Annotated in this window: 24 protein-coding genes; 17 read left to right on the forward strand and 7 right to left on the reverse strand. The window is 72.9% G+C overall.

Annotated features, from left to right (window positions below):
* Nucleotides 1–146: 146 nt before the first annotated feature.
* Nucleotides 147–1,253, forward strand: coding sequence for a D-alanine--D-alanine ligase family protein (locus tag ACFYTT_RS12020; protein ID WP_131053806.1), 1,107 nt, complete (start codon nt 147–149; stop codon nt 1,251–1,253).
* 54 nt (nt 1,254–1,307) lie between these two features.
* On the opposite strand, the gene ACFYTT_RS12025 is transcribed toward ACFYTT_RS12020, so the two are convergent.
* Complete coding sequence (locus ACFYTT_RS12025) at nt 1,308–1,928, reverse strand: DUF3515 domain-containing protein (protein WP_131053807.1); 621 nt, start codon at nt 1,926–1,928, stop codon at nt 1,308–1,310.
* Nucleotides 1,929–2,162: an Lrp/AsnC ligand binding domain-containing protein gene (locus ACFYTT_RS12030; protein WP_088646044.1), complete on the reverse strand. Its 234-nt coding sequence runs from the start codon at nt 2,160–2,162 to the stop codon at nt 1,929–1,931.
* A gap of 166 nt (nt 2,163–2,328) precedes the next feature.
* Between ACFYTT_RS12030 and ACFYTT_RS12035 the strand changes: the two genes are divergently transcribed.
* Nucleotides 2,329–3,267: a thiamine-phosphate kinase gene (locus tag ACFYTT_RS12035; RefSeq protein ID WP_131053808.1), complete on the forward strand. Its 939-nt coding sequence runs from the start codon at nt 2,329–2,331 to the stop codon at nt 3,265–3,267.
* A gap of 41 nt (nt 3,268–3,308) precedes the next feature.
* Complete coding sequence (locus ACFYTT_RS12040; protein WP_131053809.1) at nt 3,309–3,776, forward strand: GNAT family N-acetyltransferase; 468 nt, start codon at nt 3,309–3,311, stop codon at nt 3,774–3,776.
* Nucleotides 3,777–3,972: 196 nt separating this feature from the next.
* On the opposite strand, the gene rpmB is transcribed toward ACFYTT_RS12040, so the two are convergent.
* A complete protein-coding gene (gene rpmB / locus ACFYTT_RS12045; protein WP_093401721.1) occupies nt 3,973–4,164 on the reverse strand; it encodes a 50S ribosomal protein L28 in 192 nt (63 codons plus the stop codon).
* A gap of 290 nt (nt 4,165–4,454) precedes the next feature.
* On the opposite strand from rpmB, the gene ACFYTT_RS12050 reads away from it, so the two are divergent.
* On the forward strand, nt 4,455–6,119 hold the full coding sequence (locus ACFYTT_RS12050; RefSeq protein WP_387258900.1) for a DAK2 domain-containing protein: 1,665 nt from the start codon (nt 4,455–4,457) through the stop codon (nt 6,117–6,119).
* On the forward strand, nt 6,116–8,326 hold the full coding sequence (gene recG / locus ACFYTT_RS12055; RefSeq protein ID WP_387258902.1) for an ATP-dependent DNA helicase RecG: 2,211 nt from the start codon (nt 6,116–6,118) through the stop codon (nt 8,324–8,326). The genes ACFYTT_RS12050 and recG overlap by 4 nt, the downstream gene beginning before the upstream one ends.
* Nucleotides 8,327–8,704: 378 nt before the next feature.
* On the opposite strand, the gene ACFYTT_RS12060 is transcribed toward recG, so the two are convergent.
* Nucleotides 8,705–10,243 carry a cell wall anchor protein gene (locus ACFYTT_RS12060; protein ID WP_236145900.1) on the reverse strand — a complete coding sequence of 513 codons (1,539 nt, stop codon included), beginning with the start codon at nt 10,241–10,243 and terminating at the stop codon, nt 8,705–8,707.
* A gap of 302 nt (nt 10,244–10,545) precedes the next feature.
* Here ACFYTT_RS12060 and rsmD point away from each other — a divergent pair, with 302 nt between their 5' ends.
* The 8 genes from rsmD to mutM all read left to right on the forward strand — a co-directional run bounded on the left by rsmD (nt 10,546) and on the right by mutM (nt 15,981).
* Nucleotides 10,546–11,109: a 16S rRNA (guanine(966)-N(2))-methyltransferase RsmD gene (rsmD, locus tag ACFYTT_RS12065; RefSeq protein WP_131054986.1), complete on the forward strand. Its 564-nt coding sequence runs from the start codon at nt 10,546–10,548 to the stop codon at nt 11,107–11,109.
* Nucleotides 11,106–11,588 (forward strand): pantetheine-phosphate adenylyltransferase, encoded by a 483-nt coding sequence (gene coaD / locus ACFYTT_RS12070; protein WP_131054985.1) that lies wholly within the window; start codon nt 11,106–11,108, stop codon nt 11,586–11,588. Before rsmD ends, coaD begins: the two co-directional genes overlap by 4 nt.
* Nucleotides 11,589–11,779: 191 nt before the next feature.
* Entirely contained in the window at nt 11,780–12,277 is a 498-nt protein-coding gene (locus ACFYTT_RS12075) for a hypothetical protein (protein ID WP_131054984.1), read from the forward strand.
* Nucleotides 12,278–12,484: 207 nt separating this feature from the next.
* Complete coding sequence (locus ACFYTT_RS12080) at nt 12,485–13,048, forward strand: YceD family protein (protein WP_357213062.1); 564 nt, start codon at nt 12,485–12,487, stop codon at nt 13,046–13,048.
* Between the two features lie 5 nt (nt 13,049–13,053).
* Complete coding sequence (rpmF, locus tag ACFYTT_RS12085; protein ID WP_091435485.1) at nt 13,054–13,227, forward strand: 50S ribosomal protein L32; 174 nt, start codon at nt 13,054–13,056, stop codon at nt 13,225–13,227.
* 129 nt (nt 13,228–13,356) lie between these two features.
* Entirely contained in the window at nt 13,357–14,310 is a 954-nt protein-coding gene (locus ACFYTT_RS12090; RefSeq protein WP_131054718.1) for a phosphate acyltransferase PlsX, read from the forward strand.
* Entirely contained in the window at nt 14,307–15,131 is an 825-nt protein-coding gene (gene rnc, locus ACFYTT_RS12095; RefSeq protein WP_387258905.1) for a ribonuclease III, read from the forward strand. Before ACFYTT_RS12090 ends, rnc begins: the two co-directional genes overlap by 4 nt.
* Nucleotides 15,124–15,981, forward strand: coding sequence for a bifunctional DNA-formamidopyrimidine glycosylase/DNA-(apurinic or apyrimidinic site) lyase (mutM, locus tag ACFYTT_RS12100; protein WP_387258907.1), 858 nt, complete (start codon nt 15,124–15,126; stop codon nt 15,979–15,981). Before rnc ends, mutM begins: the two co-directional genes overlap by 8 nt.
* 29 nt (nt 15,982–16,010) lie before the next feature.
* Here the strand turns inward: mutM and ACFYTT_RS12105 are convergent, their stop codons facing one another.
* A complete protein-coding gene (locus ACFYTT_RS12105) occupies nt 16,011–16,910 on the reverse strand; it encodes an endo alpha-1,4 polygalactosaminidase (RefSeq protein WP_387258909.1) in 900 nt (299 codons plus the stop codon).
* A gap of 68 nt (nt 16,911–16,978) precedes the next feature.
* Entirely contained in the window at nt 16,979–18,445 is a 1,467-nt protein-coding gene (locus ACFYTT_RS12110) for a CAP domain-containing protein (protein WP_387258910.1), read from the reverse strand.
* A gap of 371 nt (nt 18,446–18,816) precedes the next feature.
* Between ACFYTT_RS12110 and ACFYTT_RS12115 the strand changes: the two genes are divergently transcribed.
* The 3 genes from ACFYTT_RS12115 to ACFYTT_RS12125 all read left to right on the forward strand — a co-directional run bounded on the left by ACFYTT_RS12115 (nt 18,817) and on the right by ACFYTT_RS12125 (nt 23,449).
* Entirely contained in the window at nt 18,817–19,011 is a 195-nt protein-coding gene (locus ACFYTT_RS12115) for a hypothetical protein (protein WP_092373577.1), read from the forward strand.
* Nucleotides 19,012–19,214: 203 nt separating this feature from the next.
* Nucleotides 19,215–22,829 (forward strand): chromosome segregation protein SMC, encoded by a 3,615-nt coding sequence (smc, locus tag ACFYTT_RS12120; protein WP_387258911.1) that lies wholly within the window; start codon nt 19,215–19,217, stop codon nt 22,827–22,829.
* A complete protein-coding gene (locus tag ACFYTT_RS12125; protein ID WP_131056682.1) occupies nt 22,829–23,449 on the forward strand; it encodes an HAD family hydrolase in 621 nt (206 codons plus the stop codon). Before smc ends, ACFYTT_RS12125 begins: the two co-directional genes overlap by 1 nt.
* Before the next feature lie 111 nt (nt 23,450–23,560).
* Here the strand turns inward: ACFYTT_RS12125 and ACFYTT_RS12130 are convergent, their stop codons facing one another.
* Nucleotides 23,561–25,267, reverse strand: coding sequence for an alkaline phosphatase D family protein (locus ACFYTT_RS12130; RefSeq protein WP_387258913.1), 1,707 nt, complete (start codon nt 25,265–25,267; stop codon nt 23,561–23,563).
* Between the two features lie 149 nt (nt 25,268–25,416).
* Here ACFYTT_RS12130 and ftsY point away from each other — a divergent pair, with 149 nt between their 5' ends.
* Nucleotides 25,417–26,604: a signal recognition particle-docking protein FtsY gene (gene ftsY, locus ACFYTT_RS12135; RefSeq protein WP_176092959.1), complete on the forward strand. Its 1,188-nt coding sequence runs from the start codon at nt 25,417–25,419 to the stop codon at nt 26,602–26,604.
* Nucleotides 26,605–26,607 lie beyond the last annotated feature (3 nt).

Genomic DNA, 26,607 nt, shown 5'->3' on the forward strand with positions numbered 1-26,607 from the left:
TGCGCGACCAGTAACGCACCGTATATGACGCGTTGACCGAATGCGGCCATCCCGCGTTCCCGCCGGGTATCGGCCACCCGCTCCCGCCACGCACAGTAAGGTCATCCGGGAGAGCGCCAGCAGTGCGTCCCGGAAAGGTGACCGCAGTGACCACCCCAGGCAAGACCCGCGTGGCGATCGTCTTCGGCGGCCGTAGCCCGGAACACGGCATCTCCTGCGTCAGCGCCGGAAGCGTGCTCGCCGCACTCGACCCCGACGAGTTCGAGGTGGTGCCGGTCGGCATCACCCGGGCCGGGCAGTGGGTGCTGACCAACGGCGACCCGGCCCAGCTGGCGATCAGCGCGCGCCGGCTGCCCGAGATCACCGCCCAGTCCGGTGTGGACATCGTGCTGCGCGCCGACCCGACCGGCAGCGGCCTGCTGGTGCTCGACCCGGCCGAGGGGCCCCGCGCGCTGGCCGATGTGGACGTGGTCTTCCCGGTGCTGCACGGCTCCTACGGCGAGGACGGCACCATCCAGGGCATGTTGGAGATGGCCGGCATCCCGTACGTCGGGGCGAAGGTGTTCGCCTCGGCCGCCGCCATGGACAAGGAGTTCACCAAGAAGCTCTGCGCCGCCGAGGGCATCCCGGTCGGCCCGTACGCGGTGCTGCGCAGCGGGATGACGCTCAGCGAGGCGGAGAAGGAACGGCTCGGCCTGCCGGTCTTCGTCAAGCCCTCCCGGGCCGGGTCCTCGTTCGGCGTCAGCAAGGTCAACGACTGGGCCGACCTGGAGACGGCGATCGCCGCCGCCCGGCAGATCGACAACAAGGTCCTGGTCGAAGGCGCCATCGTCGGACGCGAGATCGAGTGCGGCGTGCTGGAGGGCGAGGCCGGCGGCATGCCCGAGGCGTCCGTACTCGCCGAGGTGCGGGTGGTCGGCGACTACGAGTTCTACGACTTCGAGGCCAAGTACATCGACGCGGAGTCCGCCTGCGAGTACGACCTCCCCGCCGACCTGCCCGACCGGGTCACCCGGCAGGTACGCGACTACGCCGTCCGCGCCTTCGAGGCGCTGGACTGCGCCGGCCTGGCCCGGGCCGACTTCTTCGTCACCCCGGAGCTGGAGGTCTACCTCAACGAGGTCAACACGATGCCCGGCTTCACGCCGACGTCGATGTTCCCCCGGATGTGGGCGGCGGCCGGCCTGGAGTACCCGAAGCTGATCGACCGGCTGATCCGGACCGCGCTCACCCGCGGACCCGGGCAGTACTGAGTCACCACCCCGACGCGGGCCCGCCACCGGGGCGGCCCGCCGTCGGCGGGTGGGTCAGGCGGTGCAGCCGGTGGGCTTCGAGTCGGCCGACGGGATCGACTCGACGATGGTCGCCGAGATCGGGGCGGCCCACTGCAACGCCTCGCCGTAGAAGTGCGGCACCCGCAGGGTCACCTCCGTCTCCCGGTCGACCGTGGTCAGCTCCGTCGCGTCCGGCCCCTCCTCCGCGAACCAGCAGACCGAGTTGACCAGGTAGAGGTGCGCGTCGCGGGCCACGGCGGGGCGATCGGCACCGCAGGCCACCGTCAACGCCGGATCACCGTACGCGGCGTTCTGCTCGGGACCGGCCGAGACCGGCCGTTGCGGCAGGTCGCGGACCGTCTCCGGCAACTGCGACAACAGGGCGCGACACACCACGGTCGGTCGTTCGGCCAGGTCCGGAGCGGCCATCTCGACCGGGGTGGTGGACCGGGGAGCAGCGGTGCTCGGTGACGCCGTGGGCGTGGCGGCCGGCTCACTCGACGGGAGGTTGGCCCAGGCGACGGCGCCCACCAGCAGCGCCACCGGCAACGCCACGGCGGTGGCGATCAGCGCGGCGGAGCGGTTCGTGCGGTCGGGCGCCTTCGCGCCCTCGGTGCGGTCGTCGTCGGTGGGCTTCCTGGTGGTCTCGTCCACTTACAGCCGCACCACCGAACAGGTCAGGGTGCGGGTGATGCCGGGCACCATCTGCACGTTGCTGACGATGAGCTTGCCGAGCTCATCGACGGTGTTGGCCTCGGTGAGCACGACCACGTCGTACGGCCCGGTGACGGCGTCGACCCGGACCACCCCGGCGAGATCCGCGATGAGACCGGCCACGTCACGTGCCCGACCGACCTCTGTCTGGATGAGGATGTACGCCTGTACCACGCTCGACCTCCCTCCGTCGCCGCCGTCAAGCGGCCCGAAGGGAGAAAGTACCTTACGGACCAGGGGTGATCCCTATCGGTGGCCAAGGAGAAGCAGTGAGCGAGCGAGCTGAGCGGCTCAGCGCGACGACGTCCCCGGTCGGCACGGGGCGTGACGGAGCAGCGGCGTGAGCGTGGCGGGTGTCGGCGAGTTCGGGCTGATCGACCGGGTGACCTCCCGCCTGTCGTACGGCTCCACGGTGCTGCTCGGCCCCGGTGACGACGCGGCGGTGGTCGCCGCGCCCGACGCCCGGGTGGTCGCGTCGACGGACGTCCTGGTGGAGGGGCGGCACTTCCGCCGGGACTGGTCCGGCGCGTACGACATCGGGCGCCGGGCGGCGGCGGCGAATCTCGCGGACGTGGTGGCGATGGGTGCCGACCCGACCGCGCTGCTGGTGGCGCTCTGCGTACCGGCCGACGCGGACACCGACTGGGTGGAACAGCTCGCCGACGGGCTCGGTGCCGAGGCGGCCGAGGTGGGCGCCAGCGTGGTGGGCGGGGACATGTCCGCCAGTCCCACCCTGACCATCGCGGTCACCGCCCTGGGCGACCTGGGTGGTCGTGCCCCGGTGACCCGGAGCGGGGCGCGACCCGGGGACCTCGTCGCCCTGGCCGGTCGCACCGGGTACGCGGCGGCCGGATTCACCGTGCTCTCCCGAGGATTCCGGACGCCCCGGCTGCTCGTCGAGGCGTACCGCCGCCCGGAGGTGCCCTATCCGGCGGGACCGCAGGCCGCCCGGCTCGGTGCCACCGCGATGATCGACGTCTCCGACGGGCTCCTCGCCGACCTCGGGCACGTGGCGCGGGCCAGCGGGGTGACCGTCGACCTCACCCGGGACGCCTTCGAGGTGCCGCCGCAGATGCGGGACGCCGCGCAGGCGCTCGGCGTCGACCCGTACACCTGGTTGCTGGCCGGTGGCGACGACCACGCGTTGGTGGCGACGTTCCCGCCGACGACGGCGCTGCCCGCCGAATGGCGGTTGGTCGGCCGGGTCGAGGAGGGCTCCGGGGTGACCGTGGACGGGCGGCCGTTCGACGGTCCGGGCGGCTGGGATCACTTCCGGTGACCCCGCCGGGTAAGGAGCGGGTCGGGTCGTACCCTTTACCTGTGCAGCAGATCGAGATCCATGTGGTGCCCTTCGACTCCCCGGTCGCGCAGCGGTTGATCACCGCCGCGTTGGCCGACCTGGGCGCCCGGTACGGCGGCAGCGGCGACGAGACCCCGGTCGACCCCGACGAGTTCGTGCCCCCGGCCGGGGCGTTCCTGGTCGCTCACCTCGACGGGCAGCCGGTCGGTTGCGGCGGCTGGCGCAGTCACGGCGACGAGGGCGACACCGCCGAGCTGAAGCGGATGTACACCGCCCCGCAGGCCCGTGGCCGGGGGGTGGCCCGGACGGTGCTCACGGCCATCGAGCGCTCGGCCCGCGAGCACGGCCGTAAGCGGCTCATCCTGGAGTGCGGCGACCGGCAGCCCGAGGCGATCGCGATGTACACCGGTGCCGGTTACGAGCGGATCCCCAACTTCGGGTTCTACGCCGCCGAGCCCGGCTGTCTGTCCTTCGGCCGCACCCTCTGAGCGTGAAAGGAAGGGTCCCCTGCTAACGCCTGGTGCATAGCAGGGGACCCTTCCTAACATCTGCGCCGGCGCCCCGTCGATGCCGGCGGTACGGTGCCGGCGAGTCGGTGCCGGCGGTACGGACCTCCCGGGGGCGGACACGACGATGCCGGTGGGCCATCGGCCCACCGGCATCGAACGACAGTGTCTTCCCGCGTCAGGCGCGGGCGACCTTGCCCGCCTTGATGCAGGACGTGCAGACCTTCAGCTTCTTGGTCGTGCCGCCACCGGCGGGGGTACGCACCGACTGGATGTTCGGGTTCCAGCGGCGGTTGGTCCGCCGGTGCGAGTGGGACACGTTGTGGCCGAAGCCCGGACCCTTGCCACAGACGTCGCACACGCTAGCCACGGGATACTCCTGGGTTTGAAACGTTCATGAGGTCGCCGGCAGGTGCTGCCCGGGCAACCTGGCCAGGGTACCCGATGGGTGAACCGGCTGCCCAATCGGGCCTGGCCCGGCCTCGGCGGCCACCGTCGGCCGCAGGACCGGCCCCACCGGGAACCCGGACGCCCGGCACGCGGCAGGTTCGGCCGAGTGGCGCACCGGTTCGGCCGGGTGGGACGGGCCGTGCGGCACATGGATCCGACCGCGGCGTGACACGCCCGGCGACTGTCAGCGTACGCCAGTAGGCTTCCACCGTGCTGGACACCCTCGATGCCGCCGCCGTGCGCCGCTGGTGTGCCAGCGGGCTGGACACGCTCAAGCGGCACCAGCGGGAGATCGACGACCTCAACGTCTATCCGGTGCCCGACGGCGACACCGGCACCAACCTGGTGCTCACCCTCACCTCGGCCCAGCAGGCCCTGGCGATGGATCTCGACACCGGGGCGGACGGCACCTCGACCGCGCACGGGCACGCCCTGCGGCTGCTGGCCCGGGGCGCCCTGCTCGGGGCCCGGGGGAACTCGGGCGTGATCCTGTCGCAGATCCTGCGGGGCCTCGCCGACGCGCTGGGCCCGGTGCCCGAGGTGGGCGGCCGGGAGCTGGCCGTCGCCCTGCGTGCGGCGAGCGACGCGGCGTACGCGGCGGTGGCCCGGCCGGAGGAGGGCACCCTGCTGACGGTGGCGTCCGCCGCCGCGGACGCCGCCGAACGGGCCGCCGACGGCGAACTGCCCACCGTGACGCGAGCCGCCGCGTCCGGCGCGGCCACGGCCCTGGCCCGTACGCCCGAGCAACTGCCGGCGCTGGCCCGGGCCGGTGTGGTCGACGCCGGTGGGCGGGGGTTCTGCCTGCTGCTGGACGCACTGGTCGAGGTGGTCACCGGGGCGCGTCCGGTGACCTGCACGCCGACTCCCCGGCAGGTGCGGCCGCCGGCCGCCGCGCGGGAGACCACGTCCACCGGGTACTCCTACGAGGTGCAGTTCCTCCTCGACGCCGACGCCGAGGCGGTCCGCCGGATGCGCGACGAGTTGGACGCGCTCGGCGACTCCCTGGTGGTGGTCGGTGACGGCAGCCCGACCGGCGGCACCTGGCAGGTGCACGTGCACGTCGACGACATCGGGGCGGCGATCGAGGCGGGCGTGGTGGCCGGCCGCCCGTACCAGATCTCGGTGACCCGCTTCGCCGACCAGCGCGCCCCCGGGGCGGCCCCGGCCGCCGACCGGGGCCCGGCAGCCGACTCAAATCGGGAGACCGGGCCGGGACCGGCGTCCGACGGCCGGGGTGCCGTGGTGGTGGCCACCGGGCCCGGTATCGCCGCGCTGCTCGCCGGTGAGGGGGCGGTGGTGGTGCCCGGCAACCCGTCCACCGGTGAACTGCTCGACGCGGTCCGGGCGACCGGGGCGGTACGGGTCGTGGTGCTGCCCAACGACCCGAACGCGCAGGCGGTGGCGAACCAGGTCGCCGTGGAGGCGTACCGGTCGGGTGTGAAGGTCAGCGTGGTGCCCACCCGGTCGCCGGTGCAGGCGCTCGCCGCGCTCGCCGTCCGTGACCCGGGGCGGCGCTTCGAGGACGACGTGATCGCGATGGCCGAGGCCGCCGGGGCCTGCCGGCACGCGGAGGTGTGCCGGGCCGGGCGGGACGCCCTCACCGTCGCCGGCCCCTGCCGCGCCGGTGACGTACTCGCCCTGGTGGAGGGGGAGGTGCACCTGATCGGCACCGATCTGGTGGAGACCAGCGTCGCCCTGGTCGACCGGATGCTCGGCGGCGGCGGCGAACTGGTCACCCTCCTCGTCGGCGCGGACGCGCCGGACGGGCTGGCCGAGGCGGTGCGTACGCACATCGTCGGCCGGTGGCCCTTCGTGGAGGTGCACACGTATCCGGGCGGACAACCGCACTATCCCCTGCTGGTAGGTGTCGAATGACCTCGGACGCGACCACCGTGGACACGCCGCTCACGAAGCTCGTCGGTGACAAGACCGCCAAGGCGCTCGCCGGTCACCTCGACCTGCACACCGCCGGTGACCTGCTCTACCACTTCCCGCGCCGGTACGACGAGCGCGGCGAGCACACCGACATCCGTACGCTCGACGTGGGGGAGCAGGTCACCGTGCTGGCCCAGGTGCAGCGCACCGCGGTGCGCCCGATGCGCCAGCGCCGGGGCAACCTGCTGGAGGTGACCGTCGGCGACGGTTCCGGCGGCACGCTCACCCTCACCTTCTTCGGCAACCAGGCCTGGCGGGAGCGGGAGCTGCGCCCCGGCCGGTGGGGCATGTTCGCCGGCAAGGTCACCGAGTTCCGTGGCAAACGGCAGCTCAACGGACCCGAGTACGTGCTGCTCGGCGACCAGACCGACGGGGAGGCGGCGGCCAACGAGCAGGTGGAGGAGTTCGCCGGTGCGCTGATCCCGGTCTACCCGGCGGCTGCCGCCGTACCGACCTGGGTGATCACCCGCTGCGTACGGGTCGTGCTGGACACGGTCGAGCCGCCGGAGGACCCGCTGCCCGCCACCGTGCGGGCCACCCGCAACCTGATCGGTCTCGGCACCGCCCTGCGTGAGATCCACCGCCCGTCCAGCCGCGAGGACCTGTACCGCGCCCGGCACCGGTTGAAGTGGGACGAGGCGTTCGCCGTGCAGCTGACCCTGGTCCGCCGCAAGCAGCGGGCCGCCGCCTCACCGGCCCGGGCCCGTCCGGCACGGCAGGGCGGGCTGCTCGACGCGTTCGACGCCCGACTGCCGTACGAACTCACCGGCGGCCAGCGCGACGTCGGCGCGGAGATCGCGGCCGACCTGGCCACCGACCACCCGATGCACCGCCTGTTGCAGGGCGAGGTCGGCTCCGGCAAGACGGTGGTGGCGTTGCGGGCCATGCTCCAGGTGGTGGACGCGGGCGGGCAGGCCGCGCTGCTGGCCCCGACCGAGGTGCTCGCCGCCCAGCATCACCGGGGCATGCTCGACCTGCTCGGCCCGCTCGCGCAGGCGGGACAACTCGGTGCCGCCGAGGACGCCACCCGGGTGGAGCTGGTCACCGGCTCGCTCGGCGCGGCGGCCCGGCGGCGGGCACTGGCCGAGGTGTCCAGCGGGGCGGCGGGCATCGTGCTCGGCACCCACGCCCTGCTCTACGAGGGCGTCGACTTCGCCGACCTGGGCCTGGTGGTGGTCGACGAGCAGCACCGGTTCGGTGTCGAGCAGCGGGACGCGTTGCGGGCCAAGGCCGACCAGCCGCCGCACGTACTGGTGATGACCGCCACGCCGATCCCCCGGACAGTGGCCATGACGGTCTACGGCGACCTGGAGATCTCCACGCTGTCCCAGCTCCCGCAGGGCCGTTCGCCGATCGCGTCGCACGTCGTGCCGGCCGCCGACAAGCCCGCCTTCCTCGACCGGGCCTGGCGTCGACTGCGCGAGGAGGTCGCCGCCGGCCACCAGGCGTACGTGGTGTGTCCCCGGATCGGGGAGGCGGATGCGAAGTCCGGCGGCGACGAGGAGCCGCCGGAACTGGACGACAACGGCCGGCGTCCGCCGCTGGCGGTGACCGAGGTCGCCCCGCTGCTGGCCGAGGGGCCCCTGCACGGGGTACGCATCGGGGTCCTCCACGGTCGGCTGCCCGCCGACGAGAAGGACGCCGTGATGCGCTCCTTCGCCGCCGGGCACCTGGACGTCCTGGTGGCCACGACCGTCGTCGAGGTCGGGGTGAACGTGCCCAACGCGACGATGATGGTGGTGCTGGACGCCGACCGGTTCGGCGTCTCCCAGCTGCACCAGCTCCGGGGCCGGGTGGGCCGGGGCAGCGCTCCCGGGCTCTGCCTGCTGGTCACCGAGGCCACCGAGGGCAGCAGCGCCCGGGAGCGGTTGGACGCGGTCGCCTCCACCACCGACGGATTCAAGCTCGCCGAGCTCGACCTGGAGCAGCGACGGGAGGGCGACGTGCTGGGCGCCACGCAGTCCGGCCGCCGTTCGCACCTGCGGCTGCTGTCGCTGCTGCGCGACGCGGATCTGATCCGTGACGCGCGGGCGGAGGCGATCGAGATGGTCGAGGAGGACCCCGACCTGGCGCGGCATCCGGCCCTGGCCGCCTCGGTCGCCGCCCTGGTCGACGCCGACCGCGCCGAGTACCTCGAAAAAGGCTGATCGTGTGCGTTGATCGCGTGCGCTGATCGCGTGCGCTGATCGCGTGCGCTGATCGCGTGCGCTGATCGCGTGCGCTGATCGCGTGCGCTGATCGCGTGCGCTGATCGCGTGCGCTGACCACCTGCGCTGACCGCGTGCGCTGACCGCGTGCGCCGAGGACCTGCCTTGATCACGCTCGATCCAGGATCGAGTGGCCTCGGCGCGACGTGGAAGGCACTCGATCCTGGATCGAGCACGATCACCGGGCCGCGACGGGGGCCGCGAGCGGACGGGCGCGCCTACGCCGAGGGCGCGCCGACCGGGTGGTCGACGCGCCCTCGGGACTCACATCTCGTCGGGGTCCCGTCTCAGTCGCGGGAGGGACCCCTCAGACTCGGCTCAGGCGGTGAAGTGGATCCGACGCCGCCGGGCCATCACGAACAGCACCGCGCCGACCGCCAGCAGGGCGATCGCGCCTGCGGCGATGCCGCCGGCCGCCGCACCGGTCACCGGCAGGCCCGGGGGCTCCTCGCCGCCGCCGCCACCGCCGCAGTCCTCGGGGGCGTAGACGACCTCGAGCTCCAGGTCGAGCTCGGGCAGGACGACCAGTGCGGTCTCCTCGTCACCGGCCTTGAAGCTGACCTTCTCCGACGTGCCCGGCGCGACGGTCCGCGTCTCGGTCTTGTCGCCGTAGGTGAACTCCACCTTGACCGGCACGCCACCCTCCGGGTTCGAGGCGGTCAGCGCGAAGGTCTCGCAGTCGGCGTCGGTGGTGACGGTCGGCAGCGGGCAGTCCTCGGGACGCTGCCACGTGTACGTGCCGCCCTCGATCACCTTTCCGTCGACCAGGACCTCGATCGCGCCGGCGTTCTCGGCGGGCACCACGGTCTCGTTGTCGGCCTTGCCCGGCTCGACGGTGACCTTCTTGGACCAGCCGTTCTCGCCGCGCACCTCGAACTCGACGGCGTACCGGGAGAGCGTGCCGTCGTTGCTCAGCGACACGGTCACCGTGCCGTCGCAGGCGGAGGCGAAGGTGGAGGCGGGGGTGGTGCAGTTCTTGCTGCCGCCGTTGTACCAGCCCTGCGGGCCGGACGAGCGGTTGCCGGGGGCACCCTTCTCGCCGAGCTTCTTGTCGCCGTAGCGCTTGCCGTTCTCGACCAGCGGGTCGATGACCTCGTCCACGCCGCCCCAGATCAGGTCGACCTGGGTGTGGCAGTCCGGGACGCCGACGTTCAGCGCGATCTCGGTCTGGGTGCCGCCGAGGAAGTCACTGGCCGGCGCGCCGTAGACGTACTGCGGGGTGGCGAACTTCGGGCGCGGCGCGAAGTACGACACCAGCGTGAAGTACTGCTTCGCGTCACCGCAGAGCGGCAGGTCGCCCTCCAGCTTCACGGTCGCGGTGCCCTTCGGGCCGTCGAACGTGTGGCTGTACTTGGCGTCGCTGGCGTCGACGCACTTCGGCGCGGGGGCGCACGCAGCGTCGGCGGCCAGGTTGATGCTGCCCTTGTTGGTCTGCTCGCGCCGGTTGTCCCAGCGGCCCTCGACGACGAGCTCGGCGGTCGCGGTCTCGCCCGGCACCCGCTGCACGGCCTCGACGAAGCCGCCCTTCGGGATCGCGACGCCCTGCAGGTCGACGGCCTCGGCGCCCGGCACGAGCACCTGGACCTTCGTCGACGGGGTGGTCGTCACCTTCTTGATGGTGGCGGCGGACCTGCGCTCGCTGTTGACCACCTTCCACGTGATCACCCGCTCGCCGCTGAGCTGGTCGCAGACGGCGGTGGCGGTGATGGTGGTGTGGTGTGCACTGGCCGGGGTGGCCACTGCCGCTGCTCCGGTCATGCCGATGAGGGCGGCTGCCAGGACAGCCAGCGGTCGCCGGAGCGACAGCTTGGGTCGGATCACGCGTACTCCCGGGGTGAAGAAGCGTTTGGTCGTCACGGATGGACGGACGGCGCCGGCGGAGGCTGCCGCGCCGGAGGAAGGTGCCACCCGTGTCGATGGCCGGCGATGATAGGTGGCCGGCACCGGGGCAGACCCTAGCGAGATCGTGTGGAACGGGACAGTCCTCAGCGAGGGCTAAGGATGATGTTATGAATGTGAGATCATTGATATACAGCCAGTGATCGATCGAGGGCTTTTCGCGTCCGGATCGGACGGTCGGTGCGCCTCCGAGGCCGCGTACTCGTCGCGAGGGTCATCGTGTCCTCGCGTAGCGTCAGGGGCATGAGCAGGAGCGAAGGGTGACCCGGATCGTGGCCGGGAGCCTCGGCGGCCGGCGGATCGCCGCGCCGCCGGGTGCCGGCACCCGACCGACCTCGGACCGGGTCCGGGAGGCGTTGTTCAGCGCGGTGCAGGCGGAGGTCGACCTGGACGGGGCGCGCTTCGCCGACCTGTACGCCGGCTCCGGCGCGGTGGGCCTTGAGGCGCTGTCCCGGGGGGCCGCACACGTGTTGCTGGTCGAGTCCGACGCGCGTGCCGCGCGGGTGATCCGGGAGAACATCGCGGTGCTGCGGGCGGGGCCTGCGGCGCGGCTGGTCACCGGCAAGGTCGCCACGGTGCTGGCCGGCGGGCCGGAGGGTGACCCGTACGACGTGGTCTTCGCCGACCCGCCGTACGCGCTGCCACACGAGAGCGTCACCACGATGCTCGCCGGACTGGTCGACGGCGGCTGGCTCGCGCCGGACGCCCTGCTCGTGATCGAGCGGTCCAGTCGCGGCAACCCGGTCGAGTGGGTGGAAGGCGTCACTGGCCTGCGCAGTCGTCGGTACGGCGAGACCACCCTTTGGTACGGTCGCCGATCATGAGACGTGCGGTGTGTCCCGGCTCGTTCGACCCGGTCACCAACGGTCACCTCGACATCGTCGGTCGGGCCAGCCGGCTGTTCGACGAGGTGATCGTCGGTGTGCTCATCAACCAGTCGAAAACGGGCGTGTTCACCGTCGAGGAGCGGATCGAGATGCTCCGCGAGGTGACCGCCTCCTACGACAACGTCCGCGTGGAGTCCTTCCGTGGGCTGCTGGTGGACTTCTGTCGGGCCCAGCGGGCGACGGTGTTGATCAAGGGTATCCGGGCGGTCAGCGACTTCGACTACGAGTTGCAGATGGCCCAGATGAACATCGGCCTCGCCGGGGTCGAGACGTTGTTCATGCCGACCAACCCGCTCTACTCCTTCCTCTCCTCCAGCCTGGTCAAGGACGTGGCCAAGTGGGGCGGCGACGTCAGCCCGCACGTGCCTGACCTGGTCCGCGAGGCGTTGAAGGCCCGCCTGACCCCACCTGCCTGACGCGTACGCGCCGTGCCCCGGCCGCCGTCGGCGTCCGTGCCACGGGGCCGCGAAGGGGCCGGGCGCGACGCGCCGGGGGAGGGGGTGGGGTGTCGCGGGGGTGTCGGGACGACATCATTGGATGAAGCGGGAACGTGGCCGCAGCCCGCATGATGTAGGTCGGCCCGACGAACGACAGGAGTGAGGTACCGGTGGACCCGCTCGACCGTATCGACGAAATGATCGCCATGGTGGAGCAGGCGCGCTCCGTGCCCATGTCGCGCAACAACTGCATGGTCGATCGGGGCGAGATGATCGCGGCCCTGGACGAACTGCGCGCCGAACTCCCCGCCGACCTGCGCCGCGCCGCCGCCCTGCTGGAGGAGCGGGACAAGATCATGGAGGCGGGCAAGCGGGAGGCGGACCGGATCATCAGCGAGGGTGAGGCGGAACACGCCCGCCTGGTCTCGGTGAACGAGATCACGGTCTCCGCCGAGCACGAGGGTGCCCGGATCATCGCCGAGGCGCGGGCCGAGGCGCAGCGCCTCCGCGAGGAGGTCGACGACTACGTCGACACCGCCCTGGCCAACTTCGAGCAGTTCCTCACCCGGGCGCTGGCCTCCATCGAACGCGGCCGGGACAAGATGCACGCGCTCCGCGAGATCGGCACCTTCGGCGGTGACGAGGCGGAGCGTCCACTGCCCTTCTGACCCCACGGTCGGTACCCGCCGGTGCGGGACTGCCGCCGCCGAGCCCGCCGCCGACGCGGCCCGGCGACCGGCGGTCGTCCGTCCCGGCAGGTGCCGCCGCTGGCATCCCCGCCGACGCCGGGGTAGCCCAGGCCGGCCCCGGTTCGACGGTGGGCCGCCGGTGCAGGTAACCTCGTTTGTCGGCCTCTCACCGGCCGGAGTCTGACTATGCCCAAGAACTCACCCGTTTCACTCGACCCCAGGTCGCCGCTGGTCCTCGACACGAGGGAGCTACCGCGCCGGCCTGGTGCGTTGCGTACCGTCACACGGGTGGTCCCGGCACCGGCGGACCTCGGCGTGGAGTTGATCAGCGTGCCGGAGGGCGCGGACCTCGACCTCGATCTGCGGATGGAGTCGGTGTCCGAGGGCGTGCTCGTCTCGGGGACCGTCAGCGGTCAGGTCCGGGGCGAGTGCGGTCGCTGCCTGCGCGAGATCAACGACTCGGTGTCGGTGACGATCCAGGAGCTGTACGCGTACGAGAACAGCACCACGGACGTCACCACCGAGGATGACGAGGTCGGCCGGATGCAGGGAGACCTGATCGACCTGGAACCGGCGGTGCGGGACGCGGTGGTGCTCGCACTGCCGACCAACCCGCTCTGCCGCCAGGACTGCCCGGGCCTGTGCCCCGAATGTGGGGTACACCTGGACGATCTGCCGGCCGATCACAGCCACCAGCAGATCGACCCGCGTTGGGCGGGCCTGTCGCAACTGACCCGTACAGAGGAGTAAGAACCGTGGCCGTCCCCAAGCGCAAGATGTCGCGCAGCAACACCCGGTCCCGCCGGGCGAACTGGAAGGCCGCGGCGGTCGCGACCGTGGCCTGCCCGCAGTGCAAGTCCGCCAAGCTGCCGCACGCCGCCTGCTCCGTCTGCGGCACCTACAACGGCCGCCAGGTCCTCGAGGTCTGACCCGGACGCCGAGTGACGTCTCCGACCACGGGTCGGGCGACGCGCACACCCCGGCGATCGCCCGGCACTCCCGCCGACGCCGGCCGGCTCTCACCGGCCGGCGTCGCGACGGAGCCGGGCACCGCACGGATCGCCGTTGACCTCCTCGGCGGGGACGACGCTCCCGCCGTCGTGGTGGACGGCGCTCTGCGGGCGGTGCGCGCCGACCCTCACCTGCATCTGCTGCTCGTCGGCCCGACCGAGGTGGCCGGCGCGCTGATCCATGCCCTCGACCCGGCCGAACGCGCCCGGATCACCGTCCGGCCCGCACGGACCGCCGTCGACATGGCCGACGAGGTCGTCACCGCACGCACCGACTCCACCGTCCGTACGGCCGTCGCCGCCGTGCACGCCGGCCAGGCCGACGCGCTGGTCTCCGCCGGCTCCACCGGCGCGACCGTCGCCGCCGCCGCCCTCGGACTGGGTCGCTGGCCCGAGGTGCGACGCCCGGCGCTCGCCGCCGTCCTGCCCGCCGTCTCCGGACCGGTGGTGCTGCTCGACGTCGGTGGCTCGCTGGAACCCAACCCCGCCACGCTGGCCCGGCACGCCGTGCTCGGGGCCGCCTACGCCGCTGCCGCCCACGGTGTCGTCGCACCCCGGGTGGGTCTGCTCTCGGTGGGCACCGAGGCCGGCAAGGGCGACCGGGCCCGCCGGCTCACCGATCCCGTGCTCAGCACCGTGACCCTGCCCGCAGACGCCCGCTACGTCGGTCTCGTCGAGGGGTACGACGTCTGCGTCGGCACGCGTGCCGATGTGGTGGTCACCGACGGGTTCACCGGTAACGTGCTGCTCAAGGCCATCGAGGGCGCGTACGCGATGGCCGGTGGACCGCCGCCCGGCGGGGGTGCGCCCCGGGCGGCCGCCCTGCTCGGCGTGGGCGGGACGGTGGTCGTCTGTCACGGCGCCGCCCGTCCCGACGACATCTCCTCCGGCATCGCCCTCGCCGCCCACCTCTGGCGACGCGATGCCACCGACCGGGTCGCCGCGCTGCTCGCCGGCCACCGCACCGACCGCACCACCGACACCGAGGTACGCACATCATGAGCAACGACAAGCGGCGGAGGCCCTCCGTCGGCCATCTGGAAGCCGCCTTCGGCGTGACGCTGGACCCGGACCTGCTGGAGCGCGCCCTCACCCACCGCTCGTACGCGTACGAGAACGGTGGCCTGCCCACCAACGAGCGGCTGGAGTTCCTCGGCGACTCGGTGCTCGGCGTGGTGATCACCACCGCGCTCTTCCACAACCATCCGGACCTGCCCGAAGGGCAGTTGGCCAAGTTGCGGGCCAGCGTGGTGAACATGCGCGCCCTCGCCGAGGTGGCCCGTGGCCTGGGCCCGGACGGCCTCGGCCCGTACCTCCTGCTGGGCAAGGGCGAGGAGACCACCGGCGGGCGGGACAAGGCGAGCATCCTCGCGGACACCCTGGAGGCGCTGCTCGGCGCGATCTATCTCCAGTACGGGCTCGACACCGCCGGGATCGTGATCCACCGGCTGTTCGACCCGCTGATGGCCGAGTCGGCCGGCCGGGGTGCCGCGCTGGACTGGAAGACCAGCCTCCAGGAGTTGACCGCCGCGCTCGGGCTCGGGGTGCCGGAGTACCGCATCGAGGGCACCGGACCGGACCACCTCAAGACCTTCACCGCCTGGGTGGTGGTCGCCGGGAACCGGTACGGCGGTGCCGACGGACGCAGCAAGAAGGAGGCCGAGCAGCGGGCGGCCGAGTCCGCCTGGCGGATGTTGACCGCCGACGCCGAGGCGGAGTCGGGCCCGGCCGAGGTGACCGCCGACCCGGCCGACGAGCAGGACGTGGTGACCGTCGACGGCCGGGCCGAGACCCTCGGCGAGGTCCAGGCGCACCGTGCCTGAACTGCCCGAGGTGGAGACGGTCCGGCAGGGCCTGGCCCGCTGGGTCACCGGCCGCCGGATCGACGTGGTCGAGGTTCGGCATCCCCGGGCGGTACGCCGGCACGAGCCGGGCGGCGTCCACTTCGCCGACGTCCTGGCCGGTCGGACCGTGCTCGACGTACGGCGGCGGGGAAAGTACCTGTGGCTCCCGCTGGACAGCGGTGACGCCGTGATCGGGCACCTCGGCATGTCCGGTCAACTGCTGCTGCAACCGGCGGGCACCGTCGACGAGGCGCACCTACGGGTGCGGTTCCGGTTCACCGACGACGGACCGGAGCTGCGCTTCGTCGACCAGCGGACGTTCGGCGGACTGTCGGTGAGCGAGGGCGGTGCCGGTCTGCCGGCCGAGATCGCGCACATCGCCCGGGACCCGATGGACCCGGAGTTCTCCGACGACGAGTTCGTGGCCGCGCTGCGGCGACGGCGTACCGAGGTCAAGCGCGCGTTGCTGGACCAGACACTGATCTCCGGCGTGGGCAACATCTATGCCGACGAGGCACTGTGGCGCGCGGGCCTGCACGGCGTCCGACCCACCGACGCGCTGACCGGTCCGGCCGCCCGGCGGCTGCTCGGCCACGTCCGGGACGTGCTCGCCGAGGCGATCACCGCCGGGGGGACCAGCTTCGACGCGCTCTACGTGAACGTCAACGGGGAGAGCGGCTACTTCGACCGGTCGCTGAACGCGTACGGCCGGGAGGGGCAGCCCTGTCACCGGTGCGGTGCGCCGATCCGGCGGGAGGCGTTCATGAACCGCTCGTCGTACAGCTGTCCCCGCTGCCAGCCACGTCCCCGGGGCGCGCTGCGCGGCTGACCGCCGGGCCGTCGGCGCGCGGGCAGGGCTCACGACGCCGGGCAGGGCAGCCGCCAGGCGTCCAGCGTGCGGTGCTTGCGGATGGAGGCGAAGCCGTAGCCGACGCTGGTGACGCAGAAGTCCGTGGTGTCGCCGGTGTACTCGACGTGGAACACCGGCTTGCCGGCGTCGACGAGGGGCAGCAGCTTCTCGCACCGTGCCAGCCGGACGCACTCCTCGTCGACTGCGAAGTCGAGGTCGGGCGCCAACGCGGCGACCTGCGGCAGGGCACCGAGCAGGCCGGGGGAGAGGTCGAGGGTGCGGGCCAGCGCCGCCACCTGGCGGTTGAACCGGAGCTGGTGGTCGAAGTCCAGCGGGAACCCGGAGCGCTGGGCGTACCCGTCGGCGTCGGCCAGCAGCACCGCCCCGAAGCCCTTGCCACGGCAGAGCCGGAACCGGTCGGCCAGCACCGGCCGCAGGACGTCCCACCGGCGTACGTCCAGCCAGGTGCGGTCGGTCCCGGTGGACGTGGCACCGCGTACCTCCGCCGGGTACCGGCTGGAGTCCGGATCGTCGGGGTGGACCGACCCGACGTGCACCTGGCAGACCAGACGGCTGTCGCGGGCGCGCAGCACGGCGGTCTGCGCCGCGGTGGTGGCGACCGGGTCGAGCACGAACACGTTCGCCGGGACCTCCGGGTCCAGCTCGCCGCGCAGTTGCCACTGCCACTGCCAGTGACGCGCCGAGGCCGCCGGCCAGCTCGTGGGCGCGCCGGGCGGCGGGAGCGGGGGTCGGCAGGCGACCGTGGCGACGAGCACCGTGAGCACCAGGCCGGCCGGGAGCCCCCGGCGTACCCGCCGCGTCCGGCCCACCCCGATCCGCATCGCCGTCTCCGCACGTCGCGGGGCGGCGCCACACCGCCCGAGCAGGTACGCGTCGGCGTACCTCACCCGGTCAAACGAGGACAGACCCGATCAGGACTCGCAGTCCGGCCGCGACCGCCTCCGCCGCGACCGCCTCAGCGGGGTGCGGCGAAGACCTGCGTCCAGTACGGCCCGTTGCTGCTGGCCACCCCGACGCCGATCTCGGTGAAGGCGCAGTTCAGGATGTTCGCCCGGTGCCCCTCGCTGTTCATCCAGGCGTCCATCACCGCGGCCGGGGTGCGCTGGTTCCACGCCACGTTCTCGCCGTAGGTCCGCCAGGTGTAGTCGACCCGGTCGAGCCGGGTTCCGGGGTTGCTGCCGTCGCTGCCGGTGTGCGACATGTTCTGCGTGTCGGCCTGGTCCTGGCTGTGCCGCTGGGCGGCGGTCATCAGCTTGTCGTCGATGCTGAGCGCGCCACAGCCCTCCTTGGCCCGCTCGACGTTGACCAGCCGCACGACCTCCGCCGCCTGCGAGGTGGTGCCCGAGGAGGGGGTGGCACTGGGCGTACTGGCGCGGTTGGGGCTGCCCTGCCGGTCGGCGTTCTGCCGCGAGGGCGCGGTGGTGCGCGACGCCGCCGGGGTGGGGCTGCTGGTCCGGCTCGGTGACGGCGACGGTGACGCGGTGCTCGGCGAGACGCTCGGGCTCGGGCTGGGACTCGGGGAGTCGCTCGGGTCGAGCGCCAGGTCCGTCGTCTCGTCCGGCAGCGCCGGCGCGGAAACGGGAGGGATGTCGGCGGCGGTGCGATCGGTCGGCGTGTCGTCACCGGGCAGTGCGAGTGCTGCCACGCCGATGCTCACCACGAGGGTCGCCGCCGCGGCGGCGCCGCCCAGCACCAACGGACGCCGCAACCGGCGTCGTGCGCCGCGCTCATCGGACCCGGCCGGCTCGTCCCGCTGGCCGGCGTCGTTCCGCTGGTCCGCCGGCAGGCCGTACCGTCCGTGGTCGCCGGTGCCGCCGTAGGGGCCGGCAGCCGTGCCGTATCCGCTCTCGACGGCCGGGTCGTCACGGTCCCCGGCCGTGCCGTATCCGCCTTCGACGGTCATGTCGTAGCGGCTCTGGTCGGCGGTCGCACCGTACCTGCCGTAGCGGTCCTGGTCCGGTCCGGTCGCAGAGCCCGACGCGGGCCCGGCCGGGGCGCTGTACCCCCGGACCTGGGTGTCCCAGTCGGCGCCGTGGTGGCCGGTCTCCGGCGCCGCGTGCCGGGCGGTCCGGTCGTGGTCGGCCGATGCGGGCCACCCGGGGATCCCCCGCCCGGCGGGCCCGTCCGGTGTCCCGCCACGGTCGGTCGGCTCGTAGTACCCGGTCTCCGGCTCGATGGCGTGGTGGTGCTGACCGGACCGCCAGTCGGCCTCACCCCCACGGGGCGAGTGCGGGGCCTCCGGTTGCCACTGCTCGGTCGGCTGGTCGTCGTACCACCGGTCGGTCGAACTTCCCGGTTCGTCACCGAACAGGTAGGCCGACCTCGGTGCGGGACGGTCGGTCAACCAGGCCGGGTCCTCGGTCGGGAGTTCCGGGCGGCGAGGGTCGGCCTCCGGGTCACGCGGGTCGTTCCAGCCGTGCACGCCTGTCGCCTCCACGGGTCGGGTACCGGGCCGAGGTGACGCTACGTGTCGCTCATGGGGGCAGCAATCCGGCTAAGGAAGAGTTAAGAGGACCCTGTACATCCGGGTGAGGTAATCCACCGGACCGGCGCGTAGAGTCGAGGCGTCCGGACAGAGCGTGTCCGCGCCTGGGGGCAGCCGCCGGTGACCGGTCGGGCCGACGTCGAGATGATCTACGGCCTGCGGGAACTTGACGAATCAGGGGCTCCCGGCTCAATATGTATGTGTCGCCAGTCGCGCCCGGCCATGCCCAGAATTCGTGGGAGTGGTAGCCGCGTACACCAGGGCGCGCGTTGGCCGGCCTCTCCGGCAGCGCATATCAAGGAGTCAAAATGGCGAAGGCCCTCTATGGCCACGTAGGTGCGGCGCCCGACCGGCGCCTCCTCGACGAGGTCACCCGACTGCGTTCCAGGGTTCAGTCACTGGAGTTCGAGGTCACCCGACTGCGTGCCGAGAACGATCGGCTCGCGGCGGCTGCGGCGGAGGCGGACGATCTGCTCCGTCTGGCCGAGCCGGCACTGACCTGATCCACCTGGTCGCCACAACCGAATAGCTCCACCGCACAGCAGCGCGCCGACACGATGTGTGCCGGCGCGCATCTCTGCCCGGCCCCGGACGCCGGCAGGCGGGTCGCGTGGGGTGGGCCACCCGGTGCCGGGTTACTCTGCGGGTTGACCAGGGTCCGCGCAGCCGGGCGACGGTACGGCGGCCACCGGACGAGGATCGGGACGTGCATCTCAAGAGCCTGACGGTGAAGGGCTTCAAATCCTTCGCCTCCGCGACGACGCTCAAGCTGGAGCCGGGGATCACCTGTGTGGTGGGCCCCAACGGATCCGGCAAGTCCAACGTCGTCGACGCCATCGCCTGGGTGCTCGGCGAGCAGGGCGCGAAGGCGCTGCGGGGCGGCAAGATGGAGGACGTCATCTTCGCCGGCACCGCCGGTCGGGCCCCGCTCGGCCGGGCCGAGGTGACGCTGACCATCGACAACACCGACGGCGCCCTGCCGATCGAGTACACCGAGGTCTCCATCACCCGCCGGATGTTCCGCTCCGGCGAGAGCGAGTACGAGATCAACGGCGATTCCTGCCGGCTGCTCGACATCCAGGAACTGCTCTCCGACTCCGGCATCGGCCGCGAGATGCACATCATCGTCGGCCAGGGCCGCCTCGACGGCATGCTGCACGCCAAGCCGGAGGACCGGCGGGCCTTCATCGAGGAGGCCGCCGGCGTCCTCAAGCACCGCAAGCGCAAGGAAAAGGCGCTGCGCAAGCTCGACGCGATGCAGACCAACCTGAACCGGCTCACCGACCTCACCGCCGAACTACGCCGCCAGCTCAAGCCGCTCGGCCGGCAGGCCGAGGTGGCCCGGCGGGCCGCCGTGATCCAGGCCAACCTGCGGGACGCGCGGCTGCGGCTGCTCGCCGACGACCTGGCCACCCTGCGCACCACGCTGGACAAGGAGATCGCCGACGAGACGGCGCTGCGCCGACGACGCGAGCAGGTGGAGGCCGAACACGCCGAGGTACAGTCCCGCCTCGGCGAGCTGGAAGAGGCGCTGGCCGAGGACGCGCCGCTGCTGGCCGCCGCACAGGACACCTGGTACAGGCTCTCCGCCCTCCAGGAGCGGTTCCGCTCGATCGAGCAACTCGCACTCGAACGGCTGCGGCACCTCAGCGCGACGCCCGACGACGAGCGCCCCGGTCGCGACCCGGAGCAGTTGGAGGCCGAGTCCGAGCGGATCCGCGAGCAGGAGGAGGACCTGCGGGCGGCGCTCACCGACGACCAGATCCGGCTCGCCGAGGCGGTCGAGCACCGGCAGGAACTGGAGCGGCAGCTCGCTGCGGCCGAGCGGGAGCTGGTCGCCGCGGCGAAGGCGATCGCCGACCGGCGGGAGGGGCTGGCCCGGCTCACCGGGCAGGTGAACTCCGCCCGTGCCCGGACCACCAGCGCCGGTGAGGAGATCGAACGACTCGCCACCGCGCACACCGACGCGCTGACCCGCGCCGAGCGGGCCCAGGCCGACCTGGACGCGGTCGCCGAGCAGTCCACCGAGGCGGACCGCGACAACGCCGACCTGGACACCCGGCACGCCGAGGCGGTCAGCGCCCATGAGAAGGCACAGGCCACCGTCCGATCGCTCTCCGACGCCGAGCGGGCGGCGGAGAAGGACGCCGCCACCTGGAAGGCACGCGAGGAGGCCCTCGCCCTGGGCCTGCGTCGCAAGGACGGTGCCGGCGCGCTGCTGGCCCGTGCCGACCAGGTGCCCGGGCTGCTGGGCAGTCTCGCCGGCCTGCTCACGGTCGCTCCCGGTCACGAGGCCGCACTGGCCGCCGCGCTCGGTGGGCTCGCCGACGCGGTCGCGGTCAGCGGGGTGGACGAGGCCGTCGAGGCGATGCGCCTGCTGAAGATCTCCGACGCCGGGCGGGCCGGTCTGCTCGTCGGCAGCCCGGCCGGGCCGGGGATGTCCGGTTCGGCCGATGCGCTGCGTCCCAAACTGCCCGACCGCGCGCACTGGGCCCCCGACCTGGTGGACTGCGACGCGCAGATCCGTCCGGCGGTGCACCGGGCGCTGCGCGACGTGGTGCTGGTCGACGATCTGGCCGCTGCGGCCGAGGTGGTCGCGGGCAACCCCGAGCTGCGCGCGGTCACCCGGGAGGGGGACGTCGTCGGGGCGTACGCGGCGGCCGGTGGCTCGGCCAAGGCGCCCAGCTACATCGAGGTGCAGGCAGCGGTCGAGGAGGCCCGGGCCAACCGGCTCGCCGCCGAGGGGGGCAGTGCCGACCTGCGTGAGCAACTCGTGCAGGCGCGGGCCGAGGTGGCCGCCGCCAAGGAGGTGGTGCAGCACGCCGCCGCCGCCAAGCGGGAGGCGGAGAGCCACCGCAACGCCGCCGCCCGACGCCTGGCCGAACTGGGGGCCGCCGCCCGGTCGGCCAAGGCGGAGACCGACCGGCTCGGTGAGTCCCGGTCGCGCGCCGAGGCGGCCCGCGAACGGGACCTGACCGCACTGGCCGAGTTGGAGGAGCGGCTGCGGCTGGCGGAGGCGACGCCGCTCGACGCCGAACCGTCCACCGAGGAACGCGACCAGCTCGCCGCGATGGTGCCGCAGGCCCGGCAGAACGAGATGGAGGTCCGGCTCGCGGTGCGTACCGCCGAGGAGCGGGTGGCCTCCATCGCCGGTCGGGCCGACTCGCTGCGCCGGCAGGCCGCCGCCGAGCGGGCCGCGCGGGAGCGGGCGGCGGCGCGACGGGCCGCGCGTACCCGGGGGGCGGGCATCGCCCGTGCGGTGGCCGGCGGCGCACGGGCGGCACTGACCCGGCTGACCACCAGCATCGCGCGGGCGGAGGAGCACCGCGACGCGGTGGCGCGCGAACGGGCCACCCGCGAGGCGGAACTCCAGGAGGTGCGGGCCGCCGCGAAACGGCTCGGCGGTGAACTGGACCGGTTGACCAGCCAGGTGCACCGGGACGAGGTGGCCCGCGCCGAGCAGCGGCTGCGCATCGAGCAGTTGGAGGCCAAGGCGGCCGAGGACTTCGGCCTGACCGTGGAGACCCTGGTCGCCGAGTACGGTCCGGAGCAGCCGGTGCCGCCGACCGAGGCGGAGGTGGCCGCCGCCGAACGGGACGGCCTGCCGGTGCCCGAGCCGGTGCGGTACGAGCGACCGGTGCAGGAGAAGCGGGCCGCCAAGGCGGAGCGGGAACTCACCCTCCTCGGCAAGGTCAATCCGCTCGCGTTGGAGGAGTTCGCCGCGCTGGAGGAACGGTTCAAGTTCCTCTCCGAGCAGTTGGAGGACCTCAAGGCGACCCGCCGTGACCTGCTCACCGTGGTCAAGGACGTGGACGACCGCATTTTGGAGGTCTTCGCCAGCGCCTTCGCCGACACCGCGCGGGAGTTCGAGCAGGTCTTCGAGGTGCTGTTCCCCGGCGGTGAGGGCCGGCTCATCCTCACCGAGCCGGACGACATGCTGACCACCGGCGTGGAGGTCGAGGCACGCCCGCCCGGTAAGAAGATCAAGCGGCTCTCGCTGCTCTCCGGCGGCGAGCGGTCGCTGACCGCGGTGGCGATGCTGGTGGCGATCTTCCGCGCCCGGCCCAGCCCGTTCTACATCATGGACGAGGTCGAGGCGGCGCTGGACGACGTCAACCTGGGTCGGCTCATCACGCTGATGGCCCAGTTGCGGGAGAAGAGCCAGCTCATCGTCATCACGCACCAGAAACGGACCATGGAGATCGCCGACGCGCTGTACGGCGTGACCATGCGCGGCGGGGTCACCCAGGTGATCAGTCAACGGCTCAACCGGGCCGACACCGACGACGAGCGGCACGGCCGCGGCGAGGAGAACGGGTAGTGGCTCGGGAACGCGCGACGGCGCTCCTGCTGGACTTCGACGGAGTACTGCGGCGCTTCGACCCGGCGGTGGCCGCCGGGGTGGAGCGGGAGTACGGCCTCACCGAGGGGGTGCTCGGCGAGATCGCCATGCACTGGGAGCTGCTGCAACCGGTGCTGACCGGCCGGGTCAGCCACGCCGAGTGGGTGTCGAGTGTGGCCGACGCGCTGGCCGACTCGGCGGGTGGCCCGCAGCGGGCCCGGGCCGCTGTCGAGCAGTGGCAGCGATACCGGGGCGAGGTGGTTCCGGCGGTGCTCGACTTCGTCCGCGAGGTGCGGGGTCAGGGCGTCCGCGTCGGGCTCGCCACCAACGCCACCGACCTGCTCGACGAGGACCTGGCGACGTTGGGGCTGACCGGCGAGCTGGACGTGGTGGTCAACTCCTCGGTGGTCGGGGTGCACAAGCCGGCCCGCGAGTACTTCCAGGCCGCCTGCGAGGCCCTGGAGACCGCGCCGGGCCGGGTGCTCTTCGTCGACGACGAGGACCGGGCGGTCAGCGGTGCCCGGGTGGCGGGCCTGTCGGCGCACCGCTGGAGCGGCCCGGAGGACCTGCGCTACCTGCGGGCGGCGTTGGCCGCCTGAGGGGGACCTGCGGGCACGTGACCGGTCGCCCGCTCCGCAGGTCGTCGCGCCGTCAGGATGTTAGGAGGGGACCCCTGCTCTACCGCAGGCGTTAACAGGGGGCCCTTCCTTTCACGGGGTGAGCCGCTGCCGGGCCACCTCGCGCAGGCTGCCGTCGCTGCTGGTGCCCTCGATCACCACTTCCGACCCACGGCCGGCGTTGGTCAGCGTCGACACCGCGTTGCCGAAGTACGGGCCGGCCAGCTTGCGCCACTTCACGAAGGACCGGCGCACCCCGGCCGTACGGGCCATCGCACGGGCCGCCCCGGCCGGACCGCGCGCCCAGCCCAGCCGCATCACCGGTCGCATCCCGGCGGGCACCTGGTTGTGGATCGGCGAGCAGGTCAGCTGGTGCACGGGGGTGCGTACGTCCGGGTCGGCGAAGCGGACCCGGGCCACGTACGAGTGGTGCACGTCGCCGGAGAGCACGCTGATCGACGCCGGTGGCGGGTACGCCGGTCCGGCGCCCTTGCGTTCGTCGGGACCGCCGGGTGTGCCGGTGCCGAGGCGGGCGAACAACTCGGCGAGGCCCTCGAAGGAGCGCCGGAACGCACCCCAGTGCTCCAGGTCGAGCGCGCGGCGCAGCTTCTCGGCCAGCCCGGCGACCCAGGGGCGGGACGAGTCGGCCAGCTTCTCGTTCCACGCCTCGACGTGGTGGATGCCGGGCGGCAGCAGCCACGGCAGCGACGTGCCGACGACCAGGTGGTCGTAGCTGCCGTGGGCCTGGTCGACGAACCAGGACCACTCGGCGGCCGGCAGCATCGTCCGGCGGCCCGGCACCAGCACCCGGCTGCACCGGCTGTCCAGCATCACCAGCCGGGTGCGGCCCAGGTCGAGCGCGTAGCTCCACTGGTACTGCACGGCGCTCCAGCGCTCGGCGTCGTGCGACAGGTCGGCCTCGGTGTCGACCCGCGTGCCGAACTCGCGCAGCACCTCGGTGGCGTCCTCGGCCGCGCGGACCTTGGCGTAGACCGGGTCGGCGGCGATCTCGTCCGGGGAGAGGTTGCCCAGGTGCTGGTAGACCCAGTACGACGCCAGTCCGCTGGCGATCCGCTCGGGCCACCAGGGCTGGTCGCGCATGTCCGCCCGCCAGGAGGCCGAGGTGTTCCAGTCGTCGATGATCTCGTGGTCGTCGAAGATCATCACGCTCGGCACGGTGGAGAAGAGCCACCGGATCTCCGGGTCGCTCCACGACTCCAGATAGAGCTTGGTGTACTCGTCGTAGCTGACCACCTGGTCGCTGGGAGCGTCCTTGGGGCGCCGCCGCCGACGCCGCAGCAGCCGCTTGATGGTGGGCGAGGTCTCGTCGGCGTACACCTGGTCGCCGAGGAGCACCACCAGGTCGGGCAGGGCCGCCGGATCGGGGTCGTCCAACACCCGCCGGGTGTACGCGTCGAGCGCGTCCGGCGGGAGCCTGCGGGTGGTGGCGTGCTGGGTGGTCTCCCGGCACGACCCGAAGAGCAGCCGTACGGGCTGGTCCCGGTCGTCCTGGGCGCGGGTGCGGATCACGCTGGGCGGGAAGCGGCTCTCCGGCGGGGGCCAGGCCACCTCGTCGTCGATCAGCACCTCGTAGGTGGTGGCGCTGTCCGGCGTGAGCCCCTCCACGACCACCAGCGCGTAGTGGTGCTCGTACGCGGAGAAGGTGGCGGCCGTGCCGGAGGCGCCGCCCGCCGTGCGGACGGTGACCGTCGCGGGGGCCGTGGTCTCGACCCACACGGTGGCCCGGGTGCCGACGACCCGCCGGAGAAGCGGACCGATGAGCAGTCGGGCGGTGGGCATGGCGAACCTCCGAGGTGAGGGGGGACCTCTTCTTACTACCCCGCCGGCGGCCGTGGCATTGCTGGCTGGGCGAGCCTACCGCTCCTGCGGTGGATGACCGGGGGAGCGGTGGATGAGACGCCGTCGCGAGCATCTGACAGGATTTCGGCATGATGGATTACCTCCTCGTCGCACTCGCCCTGCTCGGCGTGCTGATCCTCGCCGGCGTGGGGCTGGTCGTGCCGCGGCTGCGCCGACGGCCGGAGCCGCCGCTGCCGCGTACGGAGGTCGACACCCGGGCCGAGGAGGACCTGGCCGGACCGCCGGTCGAGGCCCCGGAGTCCGATCTGTCCACCGGCGTCCTGGTGGAGCCCCCGGTCATCGAGGCGCCGGCCCCGACCGTCGAGGTGCCCGAGCCGACCGCCGGCCGGCTGGTCCGGCTGCGCTCCCGGCTGTCACGGTCGCAGAACGCCTTCGGCAAGGGCCTGCTCGGCCTGCTCAGCCGCGACCGGCTGGACGAGGACGTCTGGGAGGAGATCGAGGACAGCCTGATCACCGCCGACGTGGGTGTCGACGCCACCCGGGAGATCGTGGACCGGCTGCGGGAGCGCACCCGGGTGCTGGGCACCCGGTCGGTCGCCGAGCTGCGGACCCTGCTCGCCACCGAGCTGGTCAACGCGCTCGACCCGGCTCTGGACCGGGCCCTGCACACCACACCCAAGGAGGGTGTGCCCGCGGTCCTGCTCGTGGTCGGCGTCAACGGCGCGGGCAAGACCACCACCTGCGGCAAGATCGCCCGGGTGCTCATCGCCGACGGACGTACCGTGCTGCTCGGCGCGGCCGACACGTTCCGGGCCGCCGCCGCCGACCAGTTGGAGACCTGGGCCGGCCGGGTCGGCGCGGAGACCGTCCGCGGCCCGGAGGGGGCCGACCCGGCCAGCGTCGCCTTCGACGCCGTCCGGCGCGGCATCGACACCGGCGTGGACACCGTGCTCGTGGACACCGCCGGCCGCCTGCAGAACAAGATCGGCCTGATGGACGAGCTGGGCAAGGTCAAGCGGGTGGTGGAGAAGCACGGCCCGATCGACGAGACACTGCTGGTGCTCGACGCCACCACCGGCCAGAACGGCCTGGAGCAGGCCCGCGTCTTCACCGAGGTGGTCAACGTCACCGGCGTCGTGCTGACCAAGCTCGACGGCACGGCCAAGGGCGGCATCGTGATCGCGGTGCAGCGCAAGCTCGGCATCCCGGTCAAGCTGGTCGGGCTCGGCGAGGGACCGGACGACCTGGCGCCGTTCGACCCCGCGCAGTTCGTCGACGCGTTGCTGGGTGCCGATTCCTCCGGTCCGACCGCGTAACCT

Source organism: Micromonospora sp. NPDC003816 (assembly GCF_042874705.1).
Taxonomy (GTDB): domain Bacteria; phylum Actinomycetota; class Actinomycetes; order Mycobacteriales; family Micromonosporaceae; genus Micromonospora.